This is a genomic window from Pontibacter flavimaris (assembly GCF_001907195.1).
GTDB lineage: Bacteria > Bacteroidota > Bacteroidia > Cytophagales > Hymenobacteraceae > Pontibacter > Pontibacter flavimaris.
Genome location: NZ_LVWA01000004.1, coordinates 528,404 through 548,324, shown reverse-complemented (window position 1 = coordinate 548,324; position 19,921 = coordinate 528,404). Strand labels below are relative to the sequence as shown.

The 19,921-nt window shown below is 53.7% G+C and carries 21 protein-coding genes and 1 tRNA gene; 8 read left to right on the top strand and 14 right to left on the bottom strand.

What is annotated here, in order from left to right:
- Positions 1 to 40: 40 nt before the first annotated feature.
- The 6 genes from A3841_RS07350 to A3841_RS07325 form a co-directional block, all read right to left on the bottom strand.
- Positions 41 to 1,192, bottom strand: coding sequence for an efflux RND transporter periplasmic adaptor subunit (locus A3841_RS07350; protein WP_073851647.1), 1,152 nt, complete (start codon positions 1,190 to 1,192; stop codon positions 41 to 43).
- A 34-nt stretch (positions 1,193 to 1,226) separates the two neighbouring features.
- Positions 1,227 to 2,600 carry a TolC family protein gene (locus A3841_RS07345; RefSeq protein WP_083610251.1) on the bottom strand — a complete coding sequence of 458 codons (1,374 nt, stop codon included), beginning with the start codon at positions 2,598 to 2,600 and terminating at the stop codon, positions 1,227 to 1,229.
- A gap of 29 nt (positions 2,601 to 2,629) precedes the next feature.
- Positions 2,630 to 3,262: a TetR/AcrR family transcriptional regulator gene (locus tag A3841_RS07340; RefSeq protein ID WP_073851646.1), complete on the bottom strand. Its 633-nt coding sequence runs from the start codon at positions 3,260 to 3,262 to the stop codon at positions 2,630 to 2,632.
- Positions 3,263 to 3,531: 269 nt separating this feature from the next.
- Positions 3,532 to 4,275, bottom strand: a complete 744-nt coding sequence (locus A3841_RS07335) for a LytR/AlgR family response regulator transcription factor (protein ID WP_073851645.1) — start codon at positions 4,273 to 4,275, stop codon at positions 3,532 to 3,534.
- Positions 4,268 to 5,296 carry a sensor histidine kinase gene (locus A3841_RS07330; RefSeq protein WP_235861321.1) on the bottom strand — a complete coding sequence of 343 codons (1,029 nt, stop codon included), beginning with the start codon at positions 5,294 to 5,296 and terminating at the stop codon, positions 4,268 to 4,270. The genes A3841_RS07335 and A3841_RS07330 overlap by 8 nt, the downstream gene beginning before the upstream one ends.
- 108 nt (positions 5,297 to 5,404) lie before the next feature.
- Positions 5,405 to 6,247 carry a LiaF transmembrane domain-containing protein gene (locus tag A3841_RS07325; RefSeq protein WP_073851643.1) on the bottom strand — a complete coding sequence of 281 codons (843 nt, stop codon included), beginning with the start codon at positions 6,245 to 6,247 and terminating at the stop codon, positions 5,405 to 5,407.
- 925 nt (positions 6,248 to 7,172) lie between these two features.
- Here A3841_RS07325 and pheS point away from each other — a divergent pair.
- The 4 genes from pheS (at position 7,173) to A3841_RS07305 (ending at position 9,799) form a co-directional block, all read left to right on the top strand.
- Positions 7,173 to 8,198, top strand: a complete 1,026-nt coding sequence (gene pheS, locus A3841_RS07320; protein WP_073851890.1) for a phenylalanine--tRNA ligase subunit alpha — start codon at positions 7,173 to 7,175, stop codon at positions 8,196 to 8,198.
- A gap of 121 nt (positions 8,199 to 8,319) precedes the next feature.
- Positions 8,320 to 9,180, top strand: a complete 861-nt coding sequence (locus A3841_RS07315; protein WP_073851642.1) for a 3-hydroxyacyl-CoA dehydrogenase NAD-binding domain-containing protein — start codon at positions 8,320 to 8,322, stop codon at positions 9,178 to 9,180.
- Positions 9,170 to 9,592, top strand: coding sequence for a QcrA and Rieske domain-containing protein (locus A3841_RS07310; RefSeq protein WP_073851641.1), 423 nt, complete (start codon positions 9,170 to 9,172; stop codon positions 9,590 to 9,592). The genes A3841_RS07315 and A3841_RS07310 overlap by 11 nt, the downstream gene beginning before the upstream one ends.
- A 133-nt stretch (positions 9,593 to 9,725) precedes the next feature.
- Positions 9,726 to 9,799, top strand: a tRNA-Asn gene (locus A3841_RS07305).
- A 132-nt stretch (positions 9,800 to 9,931) separates the two neighbouring features.
- On the opposite strand, the gene A3841_RS07300 is transcribed toward A3841_RS07305, so the two are convergent.
- The 3 genes from A3841_RS07300 to A3841_RS07290 all read right to left on the bottom strand — a co-directional run bounded on the left by A3841_RS07300 (position 9,932) and on the right by A3841_RS07290 (position 12,869).
- Entirely contained in the window at positions 9,932 to 11,647 is a 1,716-nt protein-coding gene (locus A3841_RS07300; protein ID WP_073851640.1) for a GNAT family N-acetyltransferase, read from the bottom strand.
- Positions 11,648 to 11,854: 207 nt separating this feature from the next.
- Positions 11,855 to 12,373 carry a hypothetical protein gene (locus tag A3841_RS07295; RefSeq protein WP_073851639.1) on the bottom strand — a complete coding sequence of 173 codons (519 nt, stop codon included), beginning with the start codon at positions 12,371 to 12,373 and terminating at the stop codon, positions 11,855 to 11,857.
- A 121-nt stretch (positions 12,374 to 12,494) separates the two neighbouring features.
- The gene (locus tag A3841_RS07290) at positions 12,495 to 12,869 is read right to left on the bottom strand and encodes a hypothetical protein (RefSeq protein WP_073851638.1); all 375 of its coding nucleotides are present in this window, start codon (positions 12,867 to 12,869) and stop codon (positions 12,495 to 12,497) included.
- Positions 12,870 to 13,170: 301 nt separating this feature from the next.
- Between A3841_RS07290 and A3841_RS07285 the strand changes: the two genes are divergently transcribed.
- Together A3841_RS07285 and A3841_RS20260 are read left to right on the top strand one after the other, a co-directional pair.
- On the top strand, positions 13,171 to 13,785 hold the full coding sequence (locus A3841_RS07285; RefSeq protein WP_073851637.1) for a hypothetical protein: 615 nt from the start codon (positions 13,171 to 13,173) through the stop codon (positions 13,783 to 13,785).
- Positions 13,786 to 13,985: 200 nt separating this feature from the next.
- Positions 13,986 to 14,156 (top strand): hypothetical protein, encoded by a 171-nt coding sequence (locus A3841_RS20260; RefSeq protein WP_170866157.1) that lies wholly within the window; start codon positions 13,986 to 13,988, stop codon positions 14,154 to 14,156.
- A gap of 75 nt (positions 14,157 to 14,231) precedes the next feature.
- On the opposite strand, the gene A3841_RS07280 is transcribed toward A3841_RS20260, so the two are convergent.
- From A3841_RS07280 to A3841_RS07260, 5 genes are all read right to left on the bottom strand, one after another.
- Positions 14,232 to 14,843 (bottom strand): sterol desaturase family protein, encoded by a 612-nt coding sequence (locus A3841_RS07280; protein WP_073851636.1) that lies wholly within the window; start codon positions 14,841 to 14,843, stop codon positions 14,232 to 14,234.
- A gap of 108 nt (positions 14,844 to 14,951) precedes the next feature.
- A complete protein-coding gene (locus A3841_RS07275; RefSeq protein ID WP_073851635.1) occupies positions 14,952 to 15,458 on the bottom strand; it encodes a shikimate kinase in 507 nt (168 codons plus the stop codon).
- A gap of 46 nt (positions 15,459 to 15,504) precedes the next feature.
- Complete coding sequence (locus A3841_RS07270; protein ID WP_073851634.1) at positions 15,505 to 16,203, bottom strand: hypothetical protein; 699 nt, start codon at positions 16,201 to 16,203, stop codon at positions 15,505 to 15,507.
- Between the two features lie 28 nt (positions 16,204 to 16,231).
- Positions 16,232 to 17,338, bottom strand: a complete 1,107-nt coding sequence (locus tag A3841_RS07265) for a BT_3928 family protein (protein WP_073851633.1) — start codon at positions 17,336 to 17,338, stop codon at positions 16,232 to 16,234.
- A gap of 110 nt (positions 17,339 to 17,448) precedes the next feature.
- A complete protein-coding gene (locus A3841_RS07260; protein WP_073851632.1) occupies positions 17,449 to 18,003 on the bottom strand; it encodes a DUF1599 domain-containing protein in 555 nt (184 codons plus the stop codon).
- Between the two features lie 35 nt (positions 18,004 to 18,038).
- On the opposite strand from A3841_RS07260, the gene folP reads away from it, so the two are divergent.
- Together folP and cdaA are read left to right on the top strand one after the other, a co-directional pair.
- Positions 18,039 to 18,905, top strand: coding sequence for a dihydropteroate synthase (gene folP, locus A3841_RS07255; RefSeq protein WP_073851631.1), 867 nt, complete (start codon positions 18,039 to 18,041; stop codon positions 18,903 to 18,905).
- The gene (cdaA, locus tag A3841_RS07250; RefSeq protein WP_073851630.1) at positions 18,902 to 19,744 is read left to right on the top strand and encodes a diadenylate cyclase CdaA; all 843 of its coding nucleotides are present in this window, start codon (positions 18,902 to 18,904) and stop codon (positions 19,742 to 19,744) included. The genes folP and cdaA overlap by 4 nt, the downstream gene beginning before the upstream one ends.
- Positions 19,745 to 19,921 lie beyond the last annotated feature (177 nt).

The following is a 19,921-nucleotide window of genomic DNA, read 5'->3' as shown; positions in this document are numbered from 1 at the left end:
TTTAGCGTGTTGCTTCTGCGCGGTTTTATACTTTAGGGTACTACTTCTTCGTGAGGCTGCTCTCGGCAAACACCACCGGCTGCCCCTCGTTCACGCTCTGGTAGCCTGCCGTAATCACCTTGTCTTCCGCAGCAAGGCCCTTGAGCACCTCCACGTTACCGCCGTAGCTCAGGCCTGTCTCTATCTCCTTGCGGGTGGCCACATATTCGTTTCCTTTTTTCCGGGCCACATACACATAACTCGATTTCTCGTCTTTCTGCACCAGGTTCACCGGCAGCGTCAGCACGCCCTCGTTCTTATAGTCCTGTATGCGCACCACCGCCACCATGTTGGGGCGCAGCGTGATACCCTTGCCGTTTTTCAGGCGCAGCTCCACGGTAAAGGTGCGGCTGGTCGGGTTAATGAAGCTGCTCACCACCTCCACGCTGGTCTGCACCTCCTTCTTCAGGTCCGGGAAGTATACCACCGCCTCATCGCCTTTGCTGATTTTGTCCTGGTAGGCTTCCGACACCTCGGCCACGATCTTGCCGCCCTGCAGATTCACCACCCGGATAATGCCCACGCCTGGCGCCACGGCCTCCCCGGCATTCGGAATCACCTCATCCACCACGCCGCTGATAGGTGCTTTGATGTTGAACTGGTCGCGCTGCTGTTGCAGGGCTGCCAGGCTGCGCTCCAAAGCCTCCTTGTTGTTCTTGGCTGTGAGGAACTGCATTTCGGTGCCGATCTGCTGGTCCCAGAGGTTTTGCTGCTTCTCGTAGGCTATTTTGGCCAGGTCGAGGCGGGTTCTTGCCTCCGCGATGTTCTGCTCCAGCACCTGGGCATCAATGGTGGCCATGGTCTGCCCCTTCGCCACGCGGTCGCCGCGCTCCACGCGCACGCTCGTGAGCACGCCCGGTACTTTGGCGCTCACCAACACGTTCTGCGTAAAGTCCACGCGGCCCTGCACCTCCAGGTAATGCCGGAAAGTATCCCGGGCCAGTGTGGAGACCGACACCGGCACCGTTTTCTGCTGCACGGCCACGGTTTTTCCTTCGGTCTTCAGTTCTGCCTCCAGCGCTTCTATCTGCTCCTGTAGCTGGGCCTGCTGGGTTTTCAGGTCTTCCAGTTGGGCTTGCTTATCGCTCTCGCTGCCGCAGGAGGCGAGGCCAAGTATAAGTATAAATGATGCTGTTGCTATGATTCGGTTCATGGTGTAGTGTGGTAGGATTGGTTTTTCGATAGTTTTATTTTTCAAGTAGCGTTCCGGTGGCTTTCTCCAGGTTCACCTTCGCGATGAGGGCGTCGTACATGGCGGCGTAGTAGTTGGTCTGGGCCTCGCGCAGGTCGGTTTCGGCGGTTACCACCTCCAGGTTCGAGCCCACCCCTTCCTGAAACTTGATCTTGGATACGCGCGCTATGTCCTCGGCCAGCGCCAGGTTCTCCTGCTGCGCCTTCAGCACATCCAGAGCATTAGTTAGCTCCGTGGAGGCCTGCTCCAGCTCCAGGTCTATACTTTGGCGCAGCGTCTCGAAGCCCAGCTTGGTATTTTCCAGCGTTACCTTGCTCTGCTGTATCTGGTAATGCTTGCGCAAACCATCGAAGATGGGCACCCGCAGTTGCGCACCCACGTAGCCATACTCCAGGTAGTTGCTGGTTGTGGTGATTTCTTTAAAATCGTTGCTGGCGGCGTTGTAACCATAGCGTGCATTCAGGTATAGCTTGGGCAGGTAGCCGGAGCGGATGTTGCGCATATCCAGCTCGGCGAGGCTCTGCTGCGTTTCGAGCAGCGAGTATTCGATGCGGTTGCCGTAGTCGAAGTGCTGCGGGTGCAGCTGGCTCATGTCTATATCCACCTCGTCCAGCTTATCGGTTAGGAGCACCGGCTGCTTCTGCGGCAGCCCCATCTGGAACTTGAGCAGGTTCTCGCTCAGTTGCAGCAGGCGCTGCGTTTTCTGCTGCTCCACTTTTAGATTATTCAGCTGCACGCGCAGGCGGTCTACATCCAGCTTCTCGGCCACGCCATTCTCGAACATCACCTGCGTCTGGAACAGCACGGTATCCAGGCGGATGACGTTCTGCTCCAGCAAGGCCATCCGTTCGCCGCTCACGAGCACGCTGTAATAGGCCTTGCTCACCTGTTCGGCCACCTCAATCTCGTTCTGGGCAGTGGTCTTGCGCGACAGTTCGGTATAGGTTTTTGCGGCCTTCAGACCGATCAGGTAGGAGCCATCAAAAAGCAGTTGGCTGGCTGAAATGACGGCGTTGCTGGTATAAGCTGGCGTAAAGGTAACCGGCACAAAGGTGCCTGGCTGCGGTGAGTTCGGGTCGTCGGGGTCGTTAAAGAACTCGGCCGGCAGGAAAGTCTGCTGTTGTATAAAATTGTCCCCTGCATCCAGCGTGGCGTCTATCTGCGGCAGGCCCATGGCGCGTATCTCGCCCACCTTGGCTTTGGCGCTGCGCTCCTCGTTGCGGGTGGCCTGCAGGCTGGGGCGGTTCTGCAGCGCGTACTTTATACTTTCCTCCAGGCTCAGGCGCATCGGCTCCTGCTGCTGCCCCTGCGCAAAGCCGGTTCCGTACAGGGCAAGTATGGCCAATAGCAGGTTAATCTGTTTTTTCATGTTTTATTTCGGTTGGTGGTAGGTAGTGATTATTCTTCTTCAGTTATCTGCTTGTATTCGTTTATCAGCTTGTGCCCCTTTAAGGTGGCCATGCCCAGCGTGTAATGCTCCAGCACCGCCAACTGCACATGCCGGATGTTGAACTCATGCGGGGGATATACCTCTGCGTTGAAGGGCAGCTCGATCAGGGCCAGGCGCATGCGGGCCATCACCTCCACGTCAAGGTCTTTGCGGAACAGGCCTTCCTGCATCCCCCGCTCGATGTTGCGTTTCACTATGCCCAGCATAAATTTGTTCTTGTGCTGCATCCACAGATCCCAGCTTTCGGGGTGGTACTTCTGCAGGTCGTAGAAAATGGAAGGGTGAATGATGGAGAAAACCTTCTTGGTCAGCTTCATGATCTGAAAAAGCTCGTCAACGGCGTTCTCCGCCTGGTCTACAAAGCACACGCAGTCGGTTTGCAGGGTTTTCAGGTAAGCGGTCGTGGAGTCATACACCACCTGGTCTTTGCTTTTAAACCACTTGTAAAGGGTTTTCTTCGACATGGCCAGGTGCTGGGCAATGTCGTCCATCGACACGCCTTTGATGCCACGCTGGCAGAACATATTAAAGGCGCCCTGCAGTATTTTCACCTGGATGTCGGTTCTCTCTTCTGTTTCCATACACTAGTTTGGCAACAAAACTATGGAAACATTTTTCATTTCAAAAGTTTCCATGCTATTTTTACAATCATTCAAACGCTGACTTCCATGTGATTTATATCTAGAATACAACGACTTATACTTGACACAAGCGTAGCATCAGCCGCCGGTTTTAGATCAACAGCCGGGTTCCATAGACGAACGCCTGCCGCTTCTATAGCAAAGGCAAACCATACTTACCCAAGAGGCAGACAGGCAGCACGGCAGGTTTATACTTAAAAAAATTCTGGTCAGATGCCCAGCACATTGCGCAGCTTGCTGTAGCCGCTGCGGCTCAGGGGCACGCGCACGCCGCTCTTCAGCAGGGCCACGTGGCTGTCTTTCTCCAGGGGCTCAATGCGGGTAAGTTGGGTGAGGGGGATGATGTAGGAGCGGTGCACGCGCACGAACTGCTTGGGGTCCAGCACACGCTCGTAGTAGCTCATGGTCTTCTTTTTCAGGTAGCAGCCTTCAGCAGTATGGATCTTGACGTAATCGTCGTAAGCTTCTAAGTATAAAACATCCTTCACCGGGATGATGCGGATATCGTTGGCGGCCTTTACCACGATGCGCAGCTGCTCCTCGGGCTGTTTGGCCGGCACTTCGCTCAGGTTTTCCGCGTTGGTTCCGGGTGCGTTTATACTTCGCTTCTCCAGCCACTTCTTCACGGCGGCATCAAAGCGCTGCTGACTAAAGGGCTTGAGCAGGTAATCCACGGCGTTGGCTTCAAAGGCCTTCAGGGCATACTCGTCGAAGGCAGTGGTAAAGATCACGCCCGGCGCCTGCTCCACCAGCTCCAGCATCTCGAAGCCGTTTATCTTGGGCATCTGGATATCCAGGAAGATCAGGTCGGGCTGGTGCTGCTGGATGGCCTTTATACCTTCAAACCCATCACCGCATTCCTGCTCCACTTTTATACCTGGGTGCTGCTGCAGGTACTCCACCACAATGCTGCGGGCCAGCGGCTCATCGTCTATAACTAAACATTTAATCATTTTTCTGCGGGATTTTAATGCTGGTGATAAACTGGTTTTCCTCCTGCCGCGTCTGCAGCAGGTCTTGCCGGGCATAGAGCAAGTATAGGCGGCGCTGCACGGAGCTGAGGCCGAAGCCGGTGCCGCGCCGCGGAAGGGCGGTGGCGGGGTCGTAGGGATTTTGCACCTGCAGCAGCAGCTGGTGGTCCTGGGCGGTGGCCTTTATACTGATCACGGTATCGCCCACGGTATCGTAGAGGCCAAACTTGATGGCGTTCTCCACCACGGGCTGCAGCAGCAGGGCCGGCAGGCGCATGTTCATCGTTTCATTTTGTACTTCAATGGCAGTTTGCAGGCGGTGCCCAAAGCGCACTTTCTCAATCTCCAAGTATAAGCTCAGCTGCTGCAGCTCGTCGGAGAGGGGCACCTGCTGCTGATCATCCTTGCGCAGGGTGCCGCGCAGAAAATCGGAGAGCTGCTGTATCATGGTGCGCGCCTGCTCCGGCCGGGCCACCACCAACGCTGAGATGGAGTTGAGGCTGTTGAACAGGAAGTGGGGCTGCAGCTGCTGGCGCAACGTATGGAGCTCGGCCTCGCGGGCCAGTTTCTCGGCGGCGGCCTTTCGCTGCTCGTCCTGCTGCCGCTCTAACGTATAAAACCAGAACCAGCTCAGGAGCAGGAGCAGCAGCACCATCAGCCAGGTAAACACGAAGCGCACCGCCAGCGTGGCGTCCACAAAATCCAGGTATACCACATCGCCTGCAAACAGCCTGGAAGAGATCCAGTAAAAAAGCACCATGCTGATGGTAGCCAAACCCAGACTCCAGCCCAGCAGGTAGGCGGCCTCTTTTATACTTGGCTGGTAGTAGCGCAGGCCCGTGCCCATGGCATAGCCGCCAGCCGTGAGCAGCAGGTTGGTGAGCAGCGCATCGGTCACGGCCACGTTCACGCTAAACCCCACCGACAACAGCAGCAGCGCCTGCACCGCCGCCCACAGCAGCGCCCACATTAGGTAAGCAAGTATAACCCGGCTCGGAGACATGCTTTGGAGTTAGAGAGTTGAGGAGTTAGAGAGTTAGAGAGTTAAAAAGTTAGAGAGTCAGTAATTAAACACTAATAACTAGCAACCAATAATTAACTACTCCATACTTTAATAGCTCTTGATGTTGAGGCCGCCGAAGAGGGTGGTGCCCTTCAGGATCAGGACCTTGTTTGGATCGTAGCCGTCGGGCAGCATGGGGCGCTTGTCGTCTATGCCACCAAGTATGGCCACCATCTCCGACTTTACCTGCCAGTGCGGCGGAATGATGAGCGTGGTGCCGCCAAAGATCTGCGTGGCCTCCAGAATAACCGGATGCTGCATGTCGGCCTGGCTCAGGTTCAGCTCCGTGCCCCCAAACACGCTCACCACCTCTCCTCCCAGGAAGTTCTTGGAAACAATGTTCTTCTTGATGCCCCCAAGTATGGCCGTGGCGTCCACCATGTCCTCGGTGGAGTAGGCCGTGTCGGTATAGGCATCCGTGTAGGCGCCAGGACCGGGTTGGTTGCTGTCAGGCTGGTGGGCCGCGTAGGGCTGGTACGGGGCTTCCCCACCCGGCGCTGGCGGCGCAAAGCGATGACCAAAGCGGTTGCGCGGCTTCAGCATCACCCACAAGCCAATGCCTATGAGCAGGATGGGCCAGAAGTAGATGCGAAGGTTAAAGCCCGCCACCAGGTCGTTTATCAGGAAGACCGTACCGATCAGCACCAGCACCAACCAGCCCGACTTCCGGAAGTTCTGGCGGAAGCCCACGAAAAGGCCGATCACGATCAGGAGCATCTGCCAGGAGAACATCCAGCCGGGCAGAAAGAAGATATGAAGCTTGGAGGCAAGCACAACCACGCCTACCGCGATGAGCAGCAAGCCTGCCATCACTTTGCCGCTGGAGCCACCGCGATGCTCCGGCCAGTTGTTGCCGTAGTGGCTGTTCGGGGTTTGATTTCTGTTTTCCATCGTTCCTTTTCTTTAGGTTTCTGTTGTAAAGGTACTGTAAACAGGCCCGCGCGTCCAGGGGTATTAGGCAGGGCCGGGAGAGAAGTCGGTAAGCTGCAGGTTTGCGTCGGTAAGCTACGAAGGTTAAGGTGCTTGTGCAATTTGCCGATGGTTTTGGAGGGTTATACTGCTGCAGGTTATACTTTTAGAGCCGGCTGGCTCGGAAAGTCATACTTTATACTTGAGCTATACTTTCATACTCGCGCAAGCCATACTCTATACTTTCGCTGGCGTAAGCTGAAAGTCCCGGAGCATTTCGGGGCGTCCGCTTGTGCCTTTTTATACTTTGGCTATACTTTTTATACTTGCTAGTTTATACTTTAATCATACTTCCGCTCTTTCGGATTTGCAATTCGCGTGAGCCATATTTTCATACTTTTACTTCGGCCATACTTCCACGAGTCGTTGCTTCCTTCCAATTGATACAAGCTATCCTTACTAGCTGTCGCTGATCCTCTAGTTCCCACAAGCCTACAGTTGCATTTCATACTTTGGCGCTCTCCAGCCCGAGAGGGCTCGTCCTTTGGCATCGCGCTGTGTTCCCTTCCTTTGCTCCTAACGTCGCAATGCCGCCAAGGCGGCACCGGAATCTCACAAGGCGCTCAACCCAAGGACTGGGTTCTAATTCGATAGCCACTGCCTTTTGTCATCTCGAATGAAATGAGAGTTCTCTTTAGAATTCCAGACAAATCTCTCGCTCTGCTCGAGATGACATGTGAAGGAGCAAGTAAGCTCCCTGCCCTGTTCTTAGGGGAGGGTTGGGGTGGGGTGAAAAGGAGGGGCAGGTGTGGTTGGAACTGCTACAGTAGAACTCATGTATGCCGCCTTGTAACTCAGCATGACCGAACTAGGGGCGGAACGCATCAATTTATTATCTTTGTGCATGATGGTGGAGAACATACAACAAGTAGCACAAGAGATAGAGGCGGCACCGCTGACCAGCGCTGCCGAGCTGGAGCAGTTTCGTATTGCCTATATGGGTCGTAAGGGCCGCGTGGCAGCACTTTTTGATAACCTGAAGACGGTAGCGCCGGAGCAGCGCCGCGAGGTGGGTCAGCAGCTGAACACGCTGAAGAACCGCGCCCAGGAGCGCTTTGACCAGGCGCAGGAGCAACTGGCCAGCGCCGCTGATACTGCCGGGGACACAGGCTTCGATTTTACCCTACCGACTGTACCGAACACACTGGGCACGCGCCACCCGCTCTCGCTGGTGCGCCAGGAGATCGTGCGCATTTTCGAGCGCATCGGTTTTAACGTGGCCGAGGGGCCTGAGATGGAAGACGACTGGCACAACTTCTCTGCCCTGAACTTCCCCGAAAACCACCCGGCCCGCGAAATGCAGGACACGTTCTTCCTGAGTGAAAACAAGGAGAAGCTGCTCCGCACCCATACTTCTACCGTGCAGGTACGCCTGATGGAGAACAACCAGCCGCCACTGCGCAGCATTATGCCAGGCCGTGTGTACCGCAACGAGGCCATCTCGGCGCGCGCGCACATGGTGTTTCACCAGGTAGAGGGCCTGTACGTAAACAAAGGCGTGAGCTTTAAGGACCTGAAGGAGACGCTGTACTACTTCGCTAAGGAGATGTTCGGGCAGGACACGCAAATCCGTTTCCGTCCGTCGTTCTTCCCATTTACGGAGCCTAGCGCCGAAATCGATATTACCTGCTTCATCTGCAAAGGCGAAGGCTGTAACATCTGCAAGGGTAGTGGCTGGGTAGAGATTGGCGGATCCGGCATGGTAGACCCTGCCGTACTCCAAAGCTCCGGCATCGACCCGGAAGTATACTCTGGCTTTGCCTTCGGGATGGGCATCGAGCGCATCACCATGCTCAAGTACCAGATAAAGGACCTGCGCCTCTTCACCGAAAACGACGTGCGTTTCCTGCGCCAGTTTGAGGGAGTTATTTAGTTGCTGATTGTTGGTTGCTGATTGTTAGGCTTCGCCAGCTTCAGCTTCCTTGCCGTCTGTTTAAGCAGTTATACTTGGCATTCTCTTAACAATCAACAACCAACAATTAACAATCGAAAAGATGAAGATAGAGGACATCAAAACCATAGGCGTAGTTGGTGCCGGAACCATGGGCCAGGGCATTGCGCAGATCTGCGCGCAGGCCGGGTATGCAACCATCCTGTTCGACATCAACGCGCAGGTGCTGGAGAAGGCGCAGCAGACCATCATCCAGAACCTCGACAAAGGGATTGAACGTGGCAAGCTGACCGTGGCCGAAAAGGAGGCGGCATTGGCAAACCTAATCTTTACCGGCGACACGCTGCAGCTACATTGCGATATAGCCATCGAGGCAGTGGTGGAGCGGCTGGAGGTAAAGCAAAGCATCTTTAGAGACCTGGCCGGCATCAACGCGCCCGATACCATACTTGCCTCCAACACCTCCTCTATTCCGATAACGCAGATTGCCGCTGCCGTGCCGAACCCGGAGCGCGTGGTGGGCATGCACTTCTTTAACCCGGCCCATATTATGAAGTTGGTGGAGGTGATCTCCGGTGCCGCTACCTCTCCTAAGGTAGCCCAAACGATAAAGGAGCTGGCCGAGAAGCTAGGCAAGACTGCCGTGATGGCGAAGGACTCTCCTGGCTTTATCGTGAACCGCGTGGCGCGCCATTTTTATGTGGAAGGGCTGAAGCTGCTGGAAGAGGGCGTGGCCGATGTGGAGACGATAGACAAGTTGATGCAGGCCAGTGGTTTTAAGATGGGCCCTTTTGAGCTCATGGACCTGATCGGCGTGGACACGAATTACTCCGTAACCACCTCCATGTTCGAAGCTTTCCATTATGACGCCAAGTTCAGGCCGAGCCGCATACAGCAGCAGAAAGTGGACGCCGGGCACCATGGCCGCAAGTCAGGCAAAGGGTTTTATACGTATGAGAAGTAAGCGACTGCTGCTGCCCCTGCTAGCCATACTTACCGGCGCCTGCAGCAAAGACAGCAACAACAACAGCCCTATCATTCCCTATGTGCCCGTAAACACCCAGGTCAGCATCAACAGCCAGCTTTACCCCGACCTGCGCCAGGACGGCGGTTATGCTTACCTGCCAGAGGGCTATAAAGGGATTATCGTGGTGCGCCAGAATGCCGGCAGCTATCTGGCCTTTGAGCGCACCTGCACCTACGACCCCACCAACAACTGCGTGCTGGAAGTAGACCCGTCGCGGCTATACATTACCGACCCGTGCTGCGGCTCCCAGTTCAACCTGCAGGGCCAGGTAATCGGCGGTCCGGCCATTTCGGCCCTTGTGCAGTACAGAACCTCGCTGGTGGCCTCTACGCTCTATATTTCCAACTGATTTTTTAGAATTGATTTACAGGGGCTTAAACTATTAGAAAAGATTTTTTTGAGGCCATACTTGCGTATTAAGCTTTACTGCCGTAATATTGCATCATCAAACGGCGGGAGACCGCTCTTGATACTGTCGAAATTCCTCCTTAGCTCAGTCGGTTAGAGCACCTGACTGTTAATCAGGGGGTCCCTGGTTCGAGCCCAGGAGGGGGAGCAAAAGCCACTCAGAAATGGGTGGCTTTTTTGTTTTTCACCCGCACCCGTCTGGCTGTATCACTTCTTTAGGACCAGGCAGTGGCATCTGTGATATTTTTTGAACCTTGCATCCTGATAAGTAACTTTATACTTACAGCTGCATCTGGCTGGGATTACCCGAAACCTTAGAGAAACCTGTCTGCTTCAGCGCAGCGCTTACAGATTTATCAGCGGCGATGACAGATACATAAACCGCTTCAACCCCTCCTTCCTCCACAACCTGCGTTGATACGGCTGATAAAAAAGCAACCACGCCCGCTTGCTCCATTCCGTGACAGTAAAGGCCATCGAGCACAACAGCTGCTTTGGGCAAGCCTGCCTTTTCCCCATTATTTTTAGCAGCTGGCAGTTGCCAGACACAGGCCATTAACCGCCCCTCCTTTACCCAGGTAAAGCATTTCTCTCCACCTTCAAAACGCCGCGAGCTATCGTGGATGAACTTCCCGAAAGAAACACGCCCTCTTCCGGCATCATACTCAAGCAGGTCGCGCAACTTATTAATCCCTAAGGGTATAGCACCGCCGTTATGCAAATCTGCCAGATCAATTTCAAATAATTCCATCTCATGCCTCTTGGCGTGGCTACCACCTTTATACTTCAGCGCAGCCTTAACCTGGCCTTTCTGCACCAGCCTTAATTTTTCCTGACTATTTCTCAACCAGTTCTTTATGTCTCTTTTTACATGCGTAGAGGTAATGCCTGCCCCAGCGAGTAAAAGTTTGCCCCTATTCCGGACATGCCTGTTGATAAGTTTGGTAGAGAAAGCGGCCCATCTGTCCATAATAGTCAGCTCGTATAGCTGGTCATGCGCATTAGCCAGACCCTCTTTGTAATCATGGCCCCCGGGAGTCAAGTCAAAAGCTTGGTAGCCCTCCCCGAGGAGTTGCTGCCCTAGCATCATCATGCTCACGTATCCGGGCGAAGCTCTGGAGTACCGGGGGTGATGCGTATTGATACCTGCCCCATGCACCCATTTGTTCTTGCCTTCGGTAGCAATAAGAGATGCGATGATCTTACCGTTTAGGCGCAGCAGGCTTACATGCAGTATGTTTTCCTTGAAGAGCGAGAGAAGAAACTCTTTCTTTAGCGGGTTCTTCCTGAAAGGCGCTTTGCCCAACGTGGCACCCTTCCGGAAGTCATACTGCTCGGCAAGCTCATCGAACACGGAAACAAAGGTGTCGAAGTCTGTGACCTGGCTATAAACCAGATCGCCCTGCCTCTTTAAACGGTTGCGGGCCTCCTTGAAGCGTTTCCTGCCAAAGAACCTGGCTATATCCGGGTCGTTGAAATATATGACGGGGCGCAGGAACGGACGGCTTACGTGGCGGGCGGCCCAGTGGGCATCTGTTTGTAACCATCCGAGCGGCGTGTTGGGCGGAATATACTTGAGCGTGATCTTCTGTTTTGGGAACAGCTTTCTTACTTCAGCCAGTGCCCTTCTGATAAACCTGTCATCGTCATCAGCCGCCACGAGCCAGGTATGGTAATAGGCGTTCCACCCCCCTGCAGCCGTGATACCCAGGCCTCTTACATCTCTGGCCAGCGTTAGAAGGCCAGTAAGCCGGCCATTGTGTTCCTCTTTTACCACGATTGGCATGTGTTTCTGCCCGTACACTTTATACCACACGCTCACGAACTCCTTGCTCTGAAAAACCGTGGCCCATGGGCAGGCGTCGTACAGGCCCGTCCAGCCGGATAAAAACGCATCGTCTGACAGGAGCCTAAGCACACTTTCGCCAGTTATAACTTCTACGCCGGATGCCCTTAGTGTCTTAGGGCCTACGTGGCTGACAATATTCTCTTGCATAGCTCGCTGACTTTACCAATAGGAGGTGAACAGTAGTAATATCCAGGCTAAATGATATTAAAAGCTATACGAAACATACTTATATTTAGATTATTTAAAGATCAATTTGAGTCTTTATTTTTAAGGGCTGAGATACAAATGCCCGCAATAGAAAAGGACCGGAAGCATGTCTCCCGGTCCTTTCCAAAGTATGGCTTAAGCTTTAAGCTAAGCTGAAACAACCTTCTCAGAGGCTGCGCCAGCCGGGGAAGCCTCCGCTATACTTGCACTGATTAGGCTGCTCCACTTCTGGGCGAGCAGCATCTCACCGCTTAGCATGATGCTTACCTCTTTGTTATAGAACTCCAGGCGCACTTCGGCGTGCTTTGGGTTCCGCGGCGCAAGCCGAAGCTCGATCAGGTCGAATACCTTGGTTCCGTTCACGTCCCTGCTCTCGCTGCTTACTGTGCTCTTTTTAAAGTCAGCCAGGTGTAAGAACAGCTTTTGCTCCTGCACATCATCCTTCCTTAAATAGAGCAGTTTTTTCTGCCCCTCGTCGAGGCCTATGGCGTAGCGGTCGTTCCAGAGCTCATGCTTTGTAAGCCTTGCCTGCTGCTGCTCGGCCAGGGCCAGGAACTCAGCCGAGGCCTCCCCGGTTTTCTGTTTCTGGTTGCGCTGGAGATACATGATCGGTACAATAAAAACCACCAGGGCAAGGCATGCTATTACTATTGTTGTTAAATCCATTTTGATATTTCTTTACTGGCAAAACATGCCATAGCGGCGCACGCAGCAAGTTTTTGCTGGCGCCCGTACGGCTTAAACTGGCTGAGGCGCACTCAGCCCAGGTCAGGAAATATAAAACGGATTACCAGAAATAGTGGGAGGGGAAGATGATGTCGCCGATGGTCAGGCTCCGCTGAATGCACTTTGCGTACAGGATATACCGCGAGGCAATGGCCTGCACCCTTAACTCAAAGGCATACGGGTTGGCAGCAAGGCCGCCGATGTGGCTTCTGGAAGGCGGGGCCGGAAAGCTGTTCAGAACATGTAGCTGCTCCTCTGCCCGCTGCAGCCCCACATACTTGTGCAGCTCGTTGCCTGACAAGCTTTCCGGGGAATACTCCCCCTCTACAGCCTGCGGCAACGAATAAAATGCGCTCCCGCTACTGCCCACGCTGGGGCCGGCAAAAGCAAGCACAGCGGAGAAGAGCAGCAGAATGTATCTTACAGGGCTTTTCACATTACAAAGCTACAAGGTTCAGAATCAATTGCATCACGTAGGCAAGGGATTATTTCTTGGACCGGTTCCTATACTTTACGCCCCATCCGCCGCCGCTTCCTGCAGCCGCAACCGCACATCAGTATAAAGTATAAAACCCGCCAAGCCTCCACAGGCTGCAAGTATAAACATGGTGCCAGGCGCACAGGACTAACACGGGCTTTAAAGTATAGTTCGCGAAAAAAATCCCGCACCGGCACAATACTATATATAACTTAATTAATATATTTGAATCCATCATCAATCCTTAAACCATACTAATATGAAAACACTCTTTACACTTGTCTTGCTGTTTTGCGGCACCATCGTTTTTGCACAGGATTTCCAGCAGGCCAACGTGCTGTTCGCCGATGGCAAGGAACTGACAGGTTTGGTGAAGGCATCATCGGTTGGCGAGAAAAGCATTATGTACAGGGCAGCCGAGGCGGGCTCTAAAAACGAGAAGATCAGCAGCAGCGAACTGAGCAGGATCTATTTCACCCTGGACTCGGCAGCGTATGAACCGGTGTACCTGATGTTTAACGGCAAAAAAAGAAAAGAGCCAACCTGGGCGCAGAAGCTGATGGAAGGGCCGGTTTCGCTTTACGCGAAGGGCTCCAGGATGAGCTTCCAGCGCAGCGGCTTTAACCACAATGTGGACGACATCAGCTTTTTCACAAAGCGCACCGATGAGGCGGGGGCCAGCATGGTAGGCATGTACTTCAGCTCCGGCGCCATCGGCATCAACGTCAACAGGACGTTCCGTAAACTGGCTGGCGAGTACTTTGCCGACTACCCCGAGCTGGCCGCCAGAATAGAGAATAAGGAGTTTGAGATTCTGGAGATTCCGGCTGTTGTTACGGCTTACAACGAGTGGAAGACAGGCCAGCAGAACTAAGTTACCCTTACAAGTATAAATAAGAACAGGCACCCGAAAACCGGGTGCCTGTTCTTATTTATACTTGCGCCGCTGCTCCCCTGCTAACCTTTTCCGCTGATTTACAGTAGTTATAGATGGCGATACTATCATATATTTAGCCCTGGCCGTAGTATTGCCATACTTGCATAAGGCCAGCGCATGCACTAAAGTATAAAACTATGAAAAATATAAGACCATACCTGATGGCAGTGCTCGTGCTGCTAACCTTTACCATGAGCAGCTGCGAGGTGATAGGAGACATTTTTGAGGCCGGCATGTGGACAGCGCTGGTCATTATCGTGCTGATCGTGCTGCTGATCACCTGGCTCTTCCGCAAGTTCAGAAGGTAAACCAGGTAAATGCCACACAAACGAAAAGGAGCCCCCTCAAAGGGCTCCTTTTCTGCGTTTTATACTTTGCTGGCCTTATTTGTTAGCTCGCTTCGGCATGGTGCCCAGGATGTAGTCCCAGAGCGGCATTGACACGCCAAAGGCGGCCTCGGGGTCTTTGTAGTGGTGGATGCTGTGGTTGATCCAGAGCTGCTTCAGGAAGTTCTTCGGCGGCGGGTACGCGTGCACCACGTAGTGCACCAGCAGGTACATGGCGTAGCCAAAGAGCATGCCGGCCACCACGCCAAACACAAACGTGCCGAAGATCACCTTAAAGATAAAGAAGAAAGCGGAGGCATAAAGTATACTAACTACCGGCGGCATAGCCAGGCGCTTCTTGTCTTTCGGGTACTCGTGGTGGTTGCCGTGGAACAGGTACTGCAGGCGGGCCTTCAGCGGCGTGTCGGTGTCCATGTGGAACACGTAGCGGTGCGCCAGGTACTCGAGCAGCGTAAAAATAAACCAGCCCAAGAAAAAGAAACCGATTGCCTCAAAAATGCTGATAAAGCCGTGGGTGATGCCATAGTAGATCAGGCCTGTGGCGATAACCAGGAAAATGGTAATGGGTACGGCAATGTGCGTTCTGGTCATCTTCTCCAGAATCGGGTTCTTGAAAAGCTGTGCGCTTCCTTTGTGATTAGGTTTCATAGTTAGATTTTGCTGTATCAGTTAACGCTGCAAAACTACTTAATATTTTAAAGTCTGCCCGAACGGGCTACAGGCTACACGTGTAATGCTATTAACGAAGTGTATCTGCTATTGGTTGAGCAGGCGCAGCAGGCTTTGGGCAGCGGTGTTGGCGCCGGCCAAAGTATACGTTGCGCGTTCGTAGAACTGCTTTCGGTGGGTTAATGTTTCGGTGAGGTATAGATTTAATTCTGCGGGGCTTTTGCCCGTCAGCAGCGGGCGCTCCTGCAGCCCGTGGGCTAACAACCTATGCGCCAGCTGCTCTACCGGCACATCCAGGTAGAAACTCGTACCGTGTTGGTTGATGTATTCGATGTTATTAAAAAAGCAGGGGGCCCCGCCTCCGGTAGAGATCACGGCCTTATCATACTTTTGCACCACCTCCTCCAGCGCCTGCCGCTCCAGCTTCCGGAAATGCTCCTGCCCGTACTGCTCGAAGATCTGGTTTATACTTTGTCCCTGGCGCTGCACCAGGTACTCGTCCAGGTCCACGAACGTATAGCCGAGCTGCCCGGCCAGTTGCCGGCCCAGCGTGGTCTTGCCACTGCCCATCATGCCTATCAGGAAGATCCGCATTGGTTTTAAGTATAGATTGTGATGCTAACAGTAAACGCAGCTGTAGCTAAGAGATCCATAGCATCGTACGCTCAGATATCCTCCAGCGCCCATTCATGTTCTCAAACTCTATCAATTCTCCCTTTCCGCACTTTGTGCCACAGATGAACTCGTAGTACAAAACTCCTTTGTTCCGCTGCTTATTCCATTGAATTTCGGAAAAGCTGACCTGCCCGATGGCATCCTGTTGCTGCTCAGGTTCCAGTTCCCAAATTAACTCAGCGCCCTCTAAAGAACCGATTTTGAAAGTACAGGCCTGAAAATCAGAAGCGCTATACTCTAGTTGAGGATCATGCAGACGCAAAAACACAGTGCTACTGTCCGCATCATACTTTCTCAACATCTGCCTTATAGGACTGTCTGCCCACTGCCTTTCCCAAAGCCCAGCATTAAACTCATCGAACACATATTTATGATGATTCTTGTAGCTAATATAGATCGTCTTAAGCCCTGACGTATCGTTTGCCACCTCTTGCTTCAGCTCCTGCAGTCTCGCATTGCTCGCATTAAAGGCAGCTACAGAATCCGGGTCATTAAGTTTATCTAACACATCTTTCAGCTCTTCCGCCTTCTCTCCGAGGTACAGGTAATAGAATTCGTTTTCTACCAGCTCAATGAGCAGGTCATTGTAGACTTGTAGCTGCGGGTCGCTCGTTTCGTACTCGCATCCTTCATACGTTACACTCTCCTCTCTACAGGAAGCCAACGTAAGTATAAGCACAACAAGAACCAGCCTATATCTCATCCGTCGAAACCAACTCCTTTACCTCCTCAATATCCGGCGTATCGTTGTGGTGCCATTTGCCTTTCACGGTGCCGTCCTGCAGCAGCACCAGGCCCGGGCTGGAGCGGATGATGGTCTTGAGCACGGTGTCGTCGCCGAAGTAGTAGGGCACCGCCAGGTTCACCTCGTGGCGGAATTTCTCGAAGTCAGCAGCGCTGTTGCTGGTTACCACCAACGGCGTAATGCCCGCTGCCTCGGCCGCCTTCACCAGTTTGTTTATGTCGCCCATGTTCTCCTGCTGGGTCTTGTCCACGCGCTGCACGATGATCAGCAGTTTCTTGCCCGTGAGCACTTCCTGCGTATGGTCGCCCTCGTCGTTCCAAACGTTGAAGTCGGTGATTTTGGGCCCGGCCTCCGGGTTGATGGCCACCATCGCTTTGTACGTATAGGTGGTATCCATCGGGTAGTCCTCAAACTCCTCGTCCTGCCCGTTTTTGGTCATGATGTACTTGTAGCGCAGCGGCTCCGACGGTTTCATAAGTGTCGGGATGTTGTTGCTTACCTTATAGGCTCTAAAGTCGATGTAGGGCAGGTGCTCGTAGGCGTACCAGCCCACCGCCACCGACAGCGCCGCCGTGATAATGGTGATAATGGCCCCTGAAGAGGCGCGCAAGAACGGCTGCAGGTACTGTTGCGTGAACAGCAGCACCACGATCATCACCAGCAAGACGATATCCTTCGTGAACGACTCCCAGGGTGTAAGCTTAATGGCGTCGCCGAAGCAGCCGCAGTCGGTTACCTTGTTAAAGTAGGCCGAGTAGAAGGTAAGGAAGGTGAAGAACACGATCATGACGAGCAGCAGCCACAGCACCGCCTTAAGTTTGAAGCGCACCAGCAGCGCCACGCCCAGCACGATCTCGGCTGCGCTCAGGAAGATGGACAGAAACAGCGAGTAGGGCTCGAGGCTCTTGAAAAACGGGGCAATGTCAGTCGAGAATACCTCGAAATACTCCTCCAGCTTAATCGCCGTGCCCACCGGGTCGTTTATCTTGATCAGACCTGAGAATATGAACAGCACGGCCACAAACAGCCAGAAAATATTACTTATGAACTTCATCAACCTTGGGAGTTAGAAAGTTAAAGAGTTAGAAAGTTAAAAAGTTTGGGAGTTTAAGAGTTTTTACCTGTACCCATTCCCACTGCTGGTGCGTGCTTGCAGCCCGTACCTTAGTTGACCTTCTCCGCAAAGCCCGACTTGATGAGCGCAAACACAGCGTAGTTGATCATGTCGCGGTAGTTGGCCTCCACGCCCTCCGAGATCAGCGTCTGCCCCTCGTTATCTTCTATCTGCTTGGTGCGGTAGAGCTTCATCAGGATAATATCGGTGATGGAGCTTACGCGCATGTCGCGCCAGGCCTCGCCGTAGTCGTGGTTCTTGGCGTTCAGCAGCTGGATGTTCTCCTCAATGTGGTGGCTATATTCCCGCTCCACCTCCTCGGCTGATAGGCTCAGCGGGGCGTCGGCAGGCAGGTTGAGTTGCATCAGCGCGATCACGCTATAGTTGATGATGCCCACAAACTCGCCGTTGATATCGTCGGCCACCAGCTGCTTGCCCTTTTCCTGGATGGAGCGGATGCGCTGGGCCTTGATGAAAATCTGATCGGTGATGGAAGGCAGCCGCAGCACACGCCAGGCGGTGCCGTAATCCTTGGTCTTCTTCACGAAGGTATCCTTGCAGCGCTGTACTACCTGATTATATTCCTGCAGTGTTTGACTAATCAACTTTTTAGCTTTAATTTTAAAAATAATTGACCCAGATGCCAACATTGGAAGCGAAAGATACGCTTTTTAAGAAAAAATCCACACTAAACTGTCGCGGAAAGCTGCTCTCGCTGGAGGTGCCGCTCGTGATGGGCATCCTCAACCTTACCCCCGACTCCTTTTTCCCGGGCAGCCGCCTGCGCTCCGCCGAAGAGGCCGTGCGCAAGGCAGAACAAATGCTGGCCGATGGCGCTGACATACTGGATATTGGCGGCTACAGCACCCGCCCCGGCGCGGCCGAGGTTTCTTCGCAGGAAGAACAGGACCGCATTCTGCCAGCCATTGAGGCCATACACCACAGCTTTCCGGAGGCCATTATTTCCGTAGATACGTTTCGGGCCGATGTGGCCGAGGCAAGTATAACCGTCGGAGCGCACATCATCAACGACGTTGGCGGCGGCTTATTGGACGATTCCATGTTCGGGACCATTGCCCGGCTGCAAGTGCCTTACATCTTAATGCACATGCGGGGAACTCCACAGACCATGGCAAGCCTTACAAAGTATGACAACCTGGTGGTAGACGTGCTGGACGAGCTGCGGGTGCAACTCGCCAGACTGCAGGAACTCGGCGTAAAGGACGTGATTCTGGACCCGGGCTTCGGGTTTGCTAAAACCGTGGAGCAAAACTTTGAGCTGCTGCGCCACATGGAGGATTTCCGTATCTTAGGCCTGCCTGTACTGGCCGGGCTCTCGCGCAAGTCCATGGTTTACAAGTCGCTGGGCATACACCAGGCCGATGCCCTGACGGGCACAATAGCTGTGAATACGGTGGCGTTGATGAAGGGTGCCGACATTTTGCGGGTGCACGACGTAAAAGAGGCTAAGCAAACTATCATACTTTTAGAAAAGACTAAACTTTGATTTTTTTATTCAGCATAGGGTTTTTAGAGATCGGATGGACCGAGATAATCGACATCCTGCTCGTTACGGCGCTGCTGTACCAGTTGTACAAGCTCCTGACGGGCAGCGTGGCGCTGAAGATCTTCCTGGGCCTGCTGTCGGTATACCTTTTATACTTGGTGGTGCGTGCCGCGGGCATGGAGCTGCTCACCATTATACTGGGGCAGTTCATGGGCGTGGGCGTGCTGGCCGCCATCATACTTTTCCAGCCCGAGATACGGCGCTTCCTGCTGCTGATCGGCAAAACCACCTCCCTTAACCACGACCGTTTCTGGGGCTTTGCCTGGCGCCGCGAGCAGAGCGAAAAACTGAGCCTGACGCCGTTCATCGAGGCCGCCAAATCGCTGGCAGGCAAGAACACCGGCGCCCTCATCGTGTTTGCCAAAAGCTCTGAGCTGAAATACTACGCCGAGTCGGGTGATTTGATTGATGCCGTGATATCGAAGCGCCTCCTCCTCTCCATCTTTAACAAGCATAGCCCGCTGCACGACGGCGCCGTTATCATCTCAGGTAACCGCATCAAAGCCGCCCGCTGTATCCTTCCCGTTTCAGAAAACCAGGAGATCCCGGCCTCCATGGGCCTGCGCCACCGCGCCGCCATCGGGCTTACCGAGATCACCGACAGCATTGTGCTGGTGGTATCTGAGGAAACGGGGCAGATTGCTCTGGTGCGTAACGGTGAGGCTTACCGCAACCTTTCCTCCGCCGACCTGCGCGTCAAGCTCAACCAGTTCCTGTTCGACACCGACCAGAAGCCAGCCGTGGCCCCCTCCGAGAAGCCGGTTAGCACCACAGTGTAGATATGCTTTATACTTTATAGAGAAGAGTTTATCGAAGCTCCCGAACAAACCAGAACAGGCGGTAGCAGCGTGTAAGTATAAAGAGTGGCAGGCCCTGATGCAGCAAGCACAAGCGAGTCTAAAGACTCGCCGCCTACTGCGCGCCACCGGTTTGATACAGGCGCCAGGCATTTATAC

Coding starts and splice junctions, on each gene's coding strand:
- A3841_RS07350 (WP_073851647.1), bottom strand. CDS start 1,192: ATGAACCGAATCATAGCAACAGCATCATTTATACTTATACTTGGCCTC.
- A3841_RS07345 (WP_083610251.1), bottom strand. CDS start 2,600: ATGAAAAAACAGATTAACCTGCTATTGGCCATACTTGCCCTGTACGGA.
- A3841_RS07340 (WP_073851646.1), bottom strand. CDS start 3,262: ATGGAAACAGAAGAGAGAACCGACATCCAGGTGAAAATACTGCAGGGC.
- A3841_RS07335 (WP_073851645.1), bottom strand. CDS start 4,275: ATGATTAAATGTTTAGTTATAGACGATGAGCCGCTGGCCCGCAGCATT.
- A3841_RS07330 (WP_235861321.1), bottom strand. CDS start 5,296: ATGTCTCCGAGCCGGGTTATACTTGCTTACCTAATGTGGGCGCTGCTG.
- A3841_RS07325 (WP_073851643.1), bottom strand. CDS start 6,247: ATGGAAAACAGAAATCAAACCCCGAACAGCCACTACGGCAACAACTGG.
- pheS (WP_073851890.1), top strand. CDS start 7,173: ATGGTGGAGAACATACAACAAGTAGCACAAGAGATAGAGGCGGCACCG.
- A3841_RS07315 (WP_073851642.1), top strand. CDS start 8,320: ATGAAGATAGAGGACATCAAAACCATAGGCGTAGTTGGTGCCGGAACC.
- A3841_RS07310 (WP_073851641.1), top strand. CDS start 9,170: ATGAGAAGTAAGCGACTGCTGCTGCCCCTGCTAGCCATACTTACCGGC.
- A3841_RS07300 (WP_073851640.1), bottom strand. CDS start 11,647: ATGCAAGAGAATATTGTCAGCCACGTAGGCCCTAAGACACTAAGGGCA.
- A3841_RS07295 (WP_073851639.1), bottom strand. CDS start 12,373: ATGGATTTAACAACAATAGTAATAGCATGCCTTGCCCTGGTGGTTTTT.
- A3841_RS07285 (WP_073851637.1), top strand. CDS start 13,171: ATGAAAACACTCTTTACACTTGTCTTGCTGTTTTGCGGCACCATCGTT.
- A3841_RS20260 (WP_170866157.1), top strand. CDS start 13,986: ATGAAAAATATAAGACCATACCTGATGGCAGTGCTCGTGCTGCTAACC.
- A3841_RS07280 (WP_073851636.1), bottom strand. CDS start 14,843: ATGAAACCTAATCACAAAGGAAGCGCACAGCTTTTCAAGAACCCGATT.
- A3841_RS07275 (WP_073851635.1), bottom strand. CDS start 15,458: ATGCGGATCTTCCTGATAGGCATGATGGGCAGTGGCAAGACCACGCTG.
- A3841_RS07265 (WP_073851633.1), bottom strand. CDS start 17,338: ATGAAGTTCATAAGTAATATTTTCTGGCTGTTTGTGGCCGTGCTGTTC.
- folP (WP_073851631.1), top strand. CDS start 18,039: ATGCCAACATTGGAAGCGAAAGATACGCTTTTTAAGAAAAAATCCACA.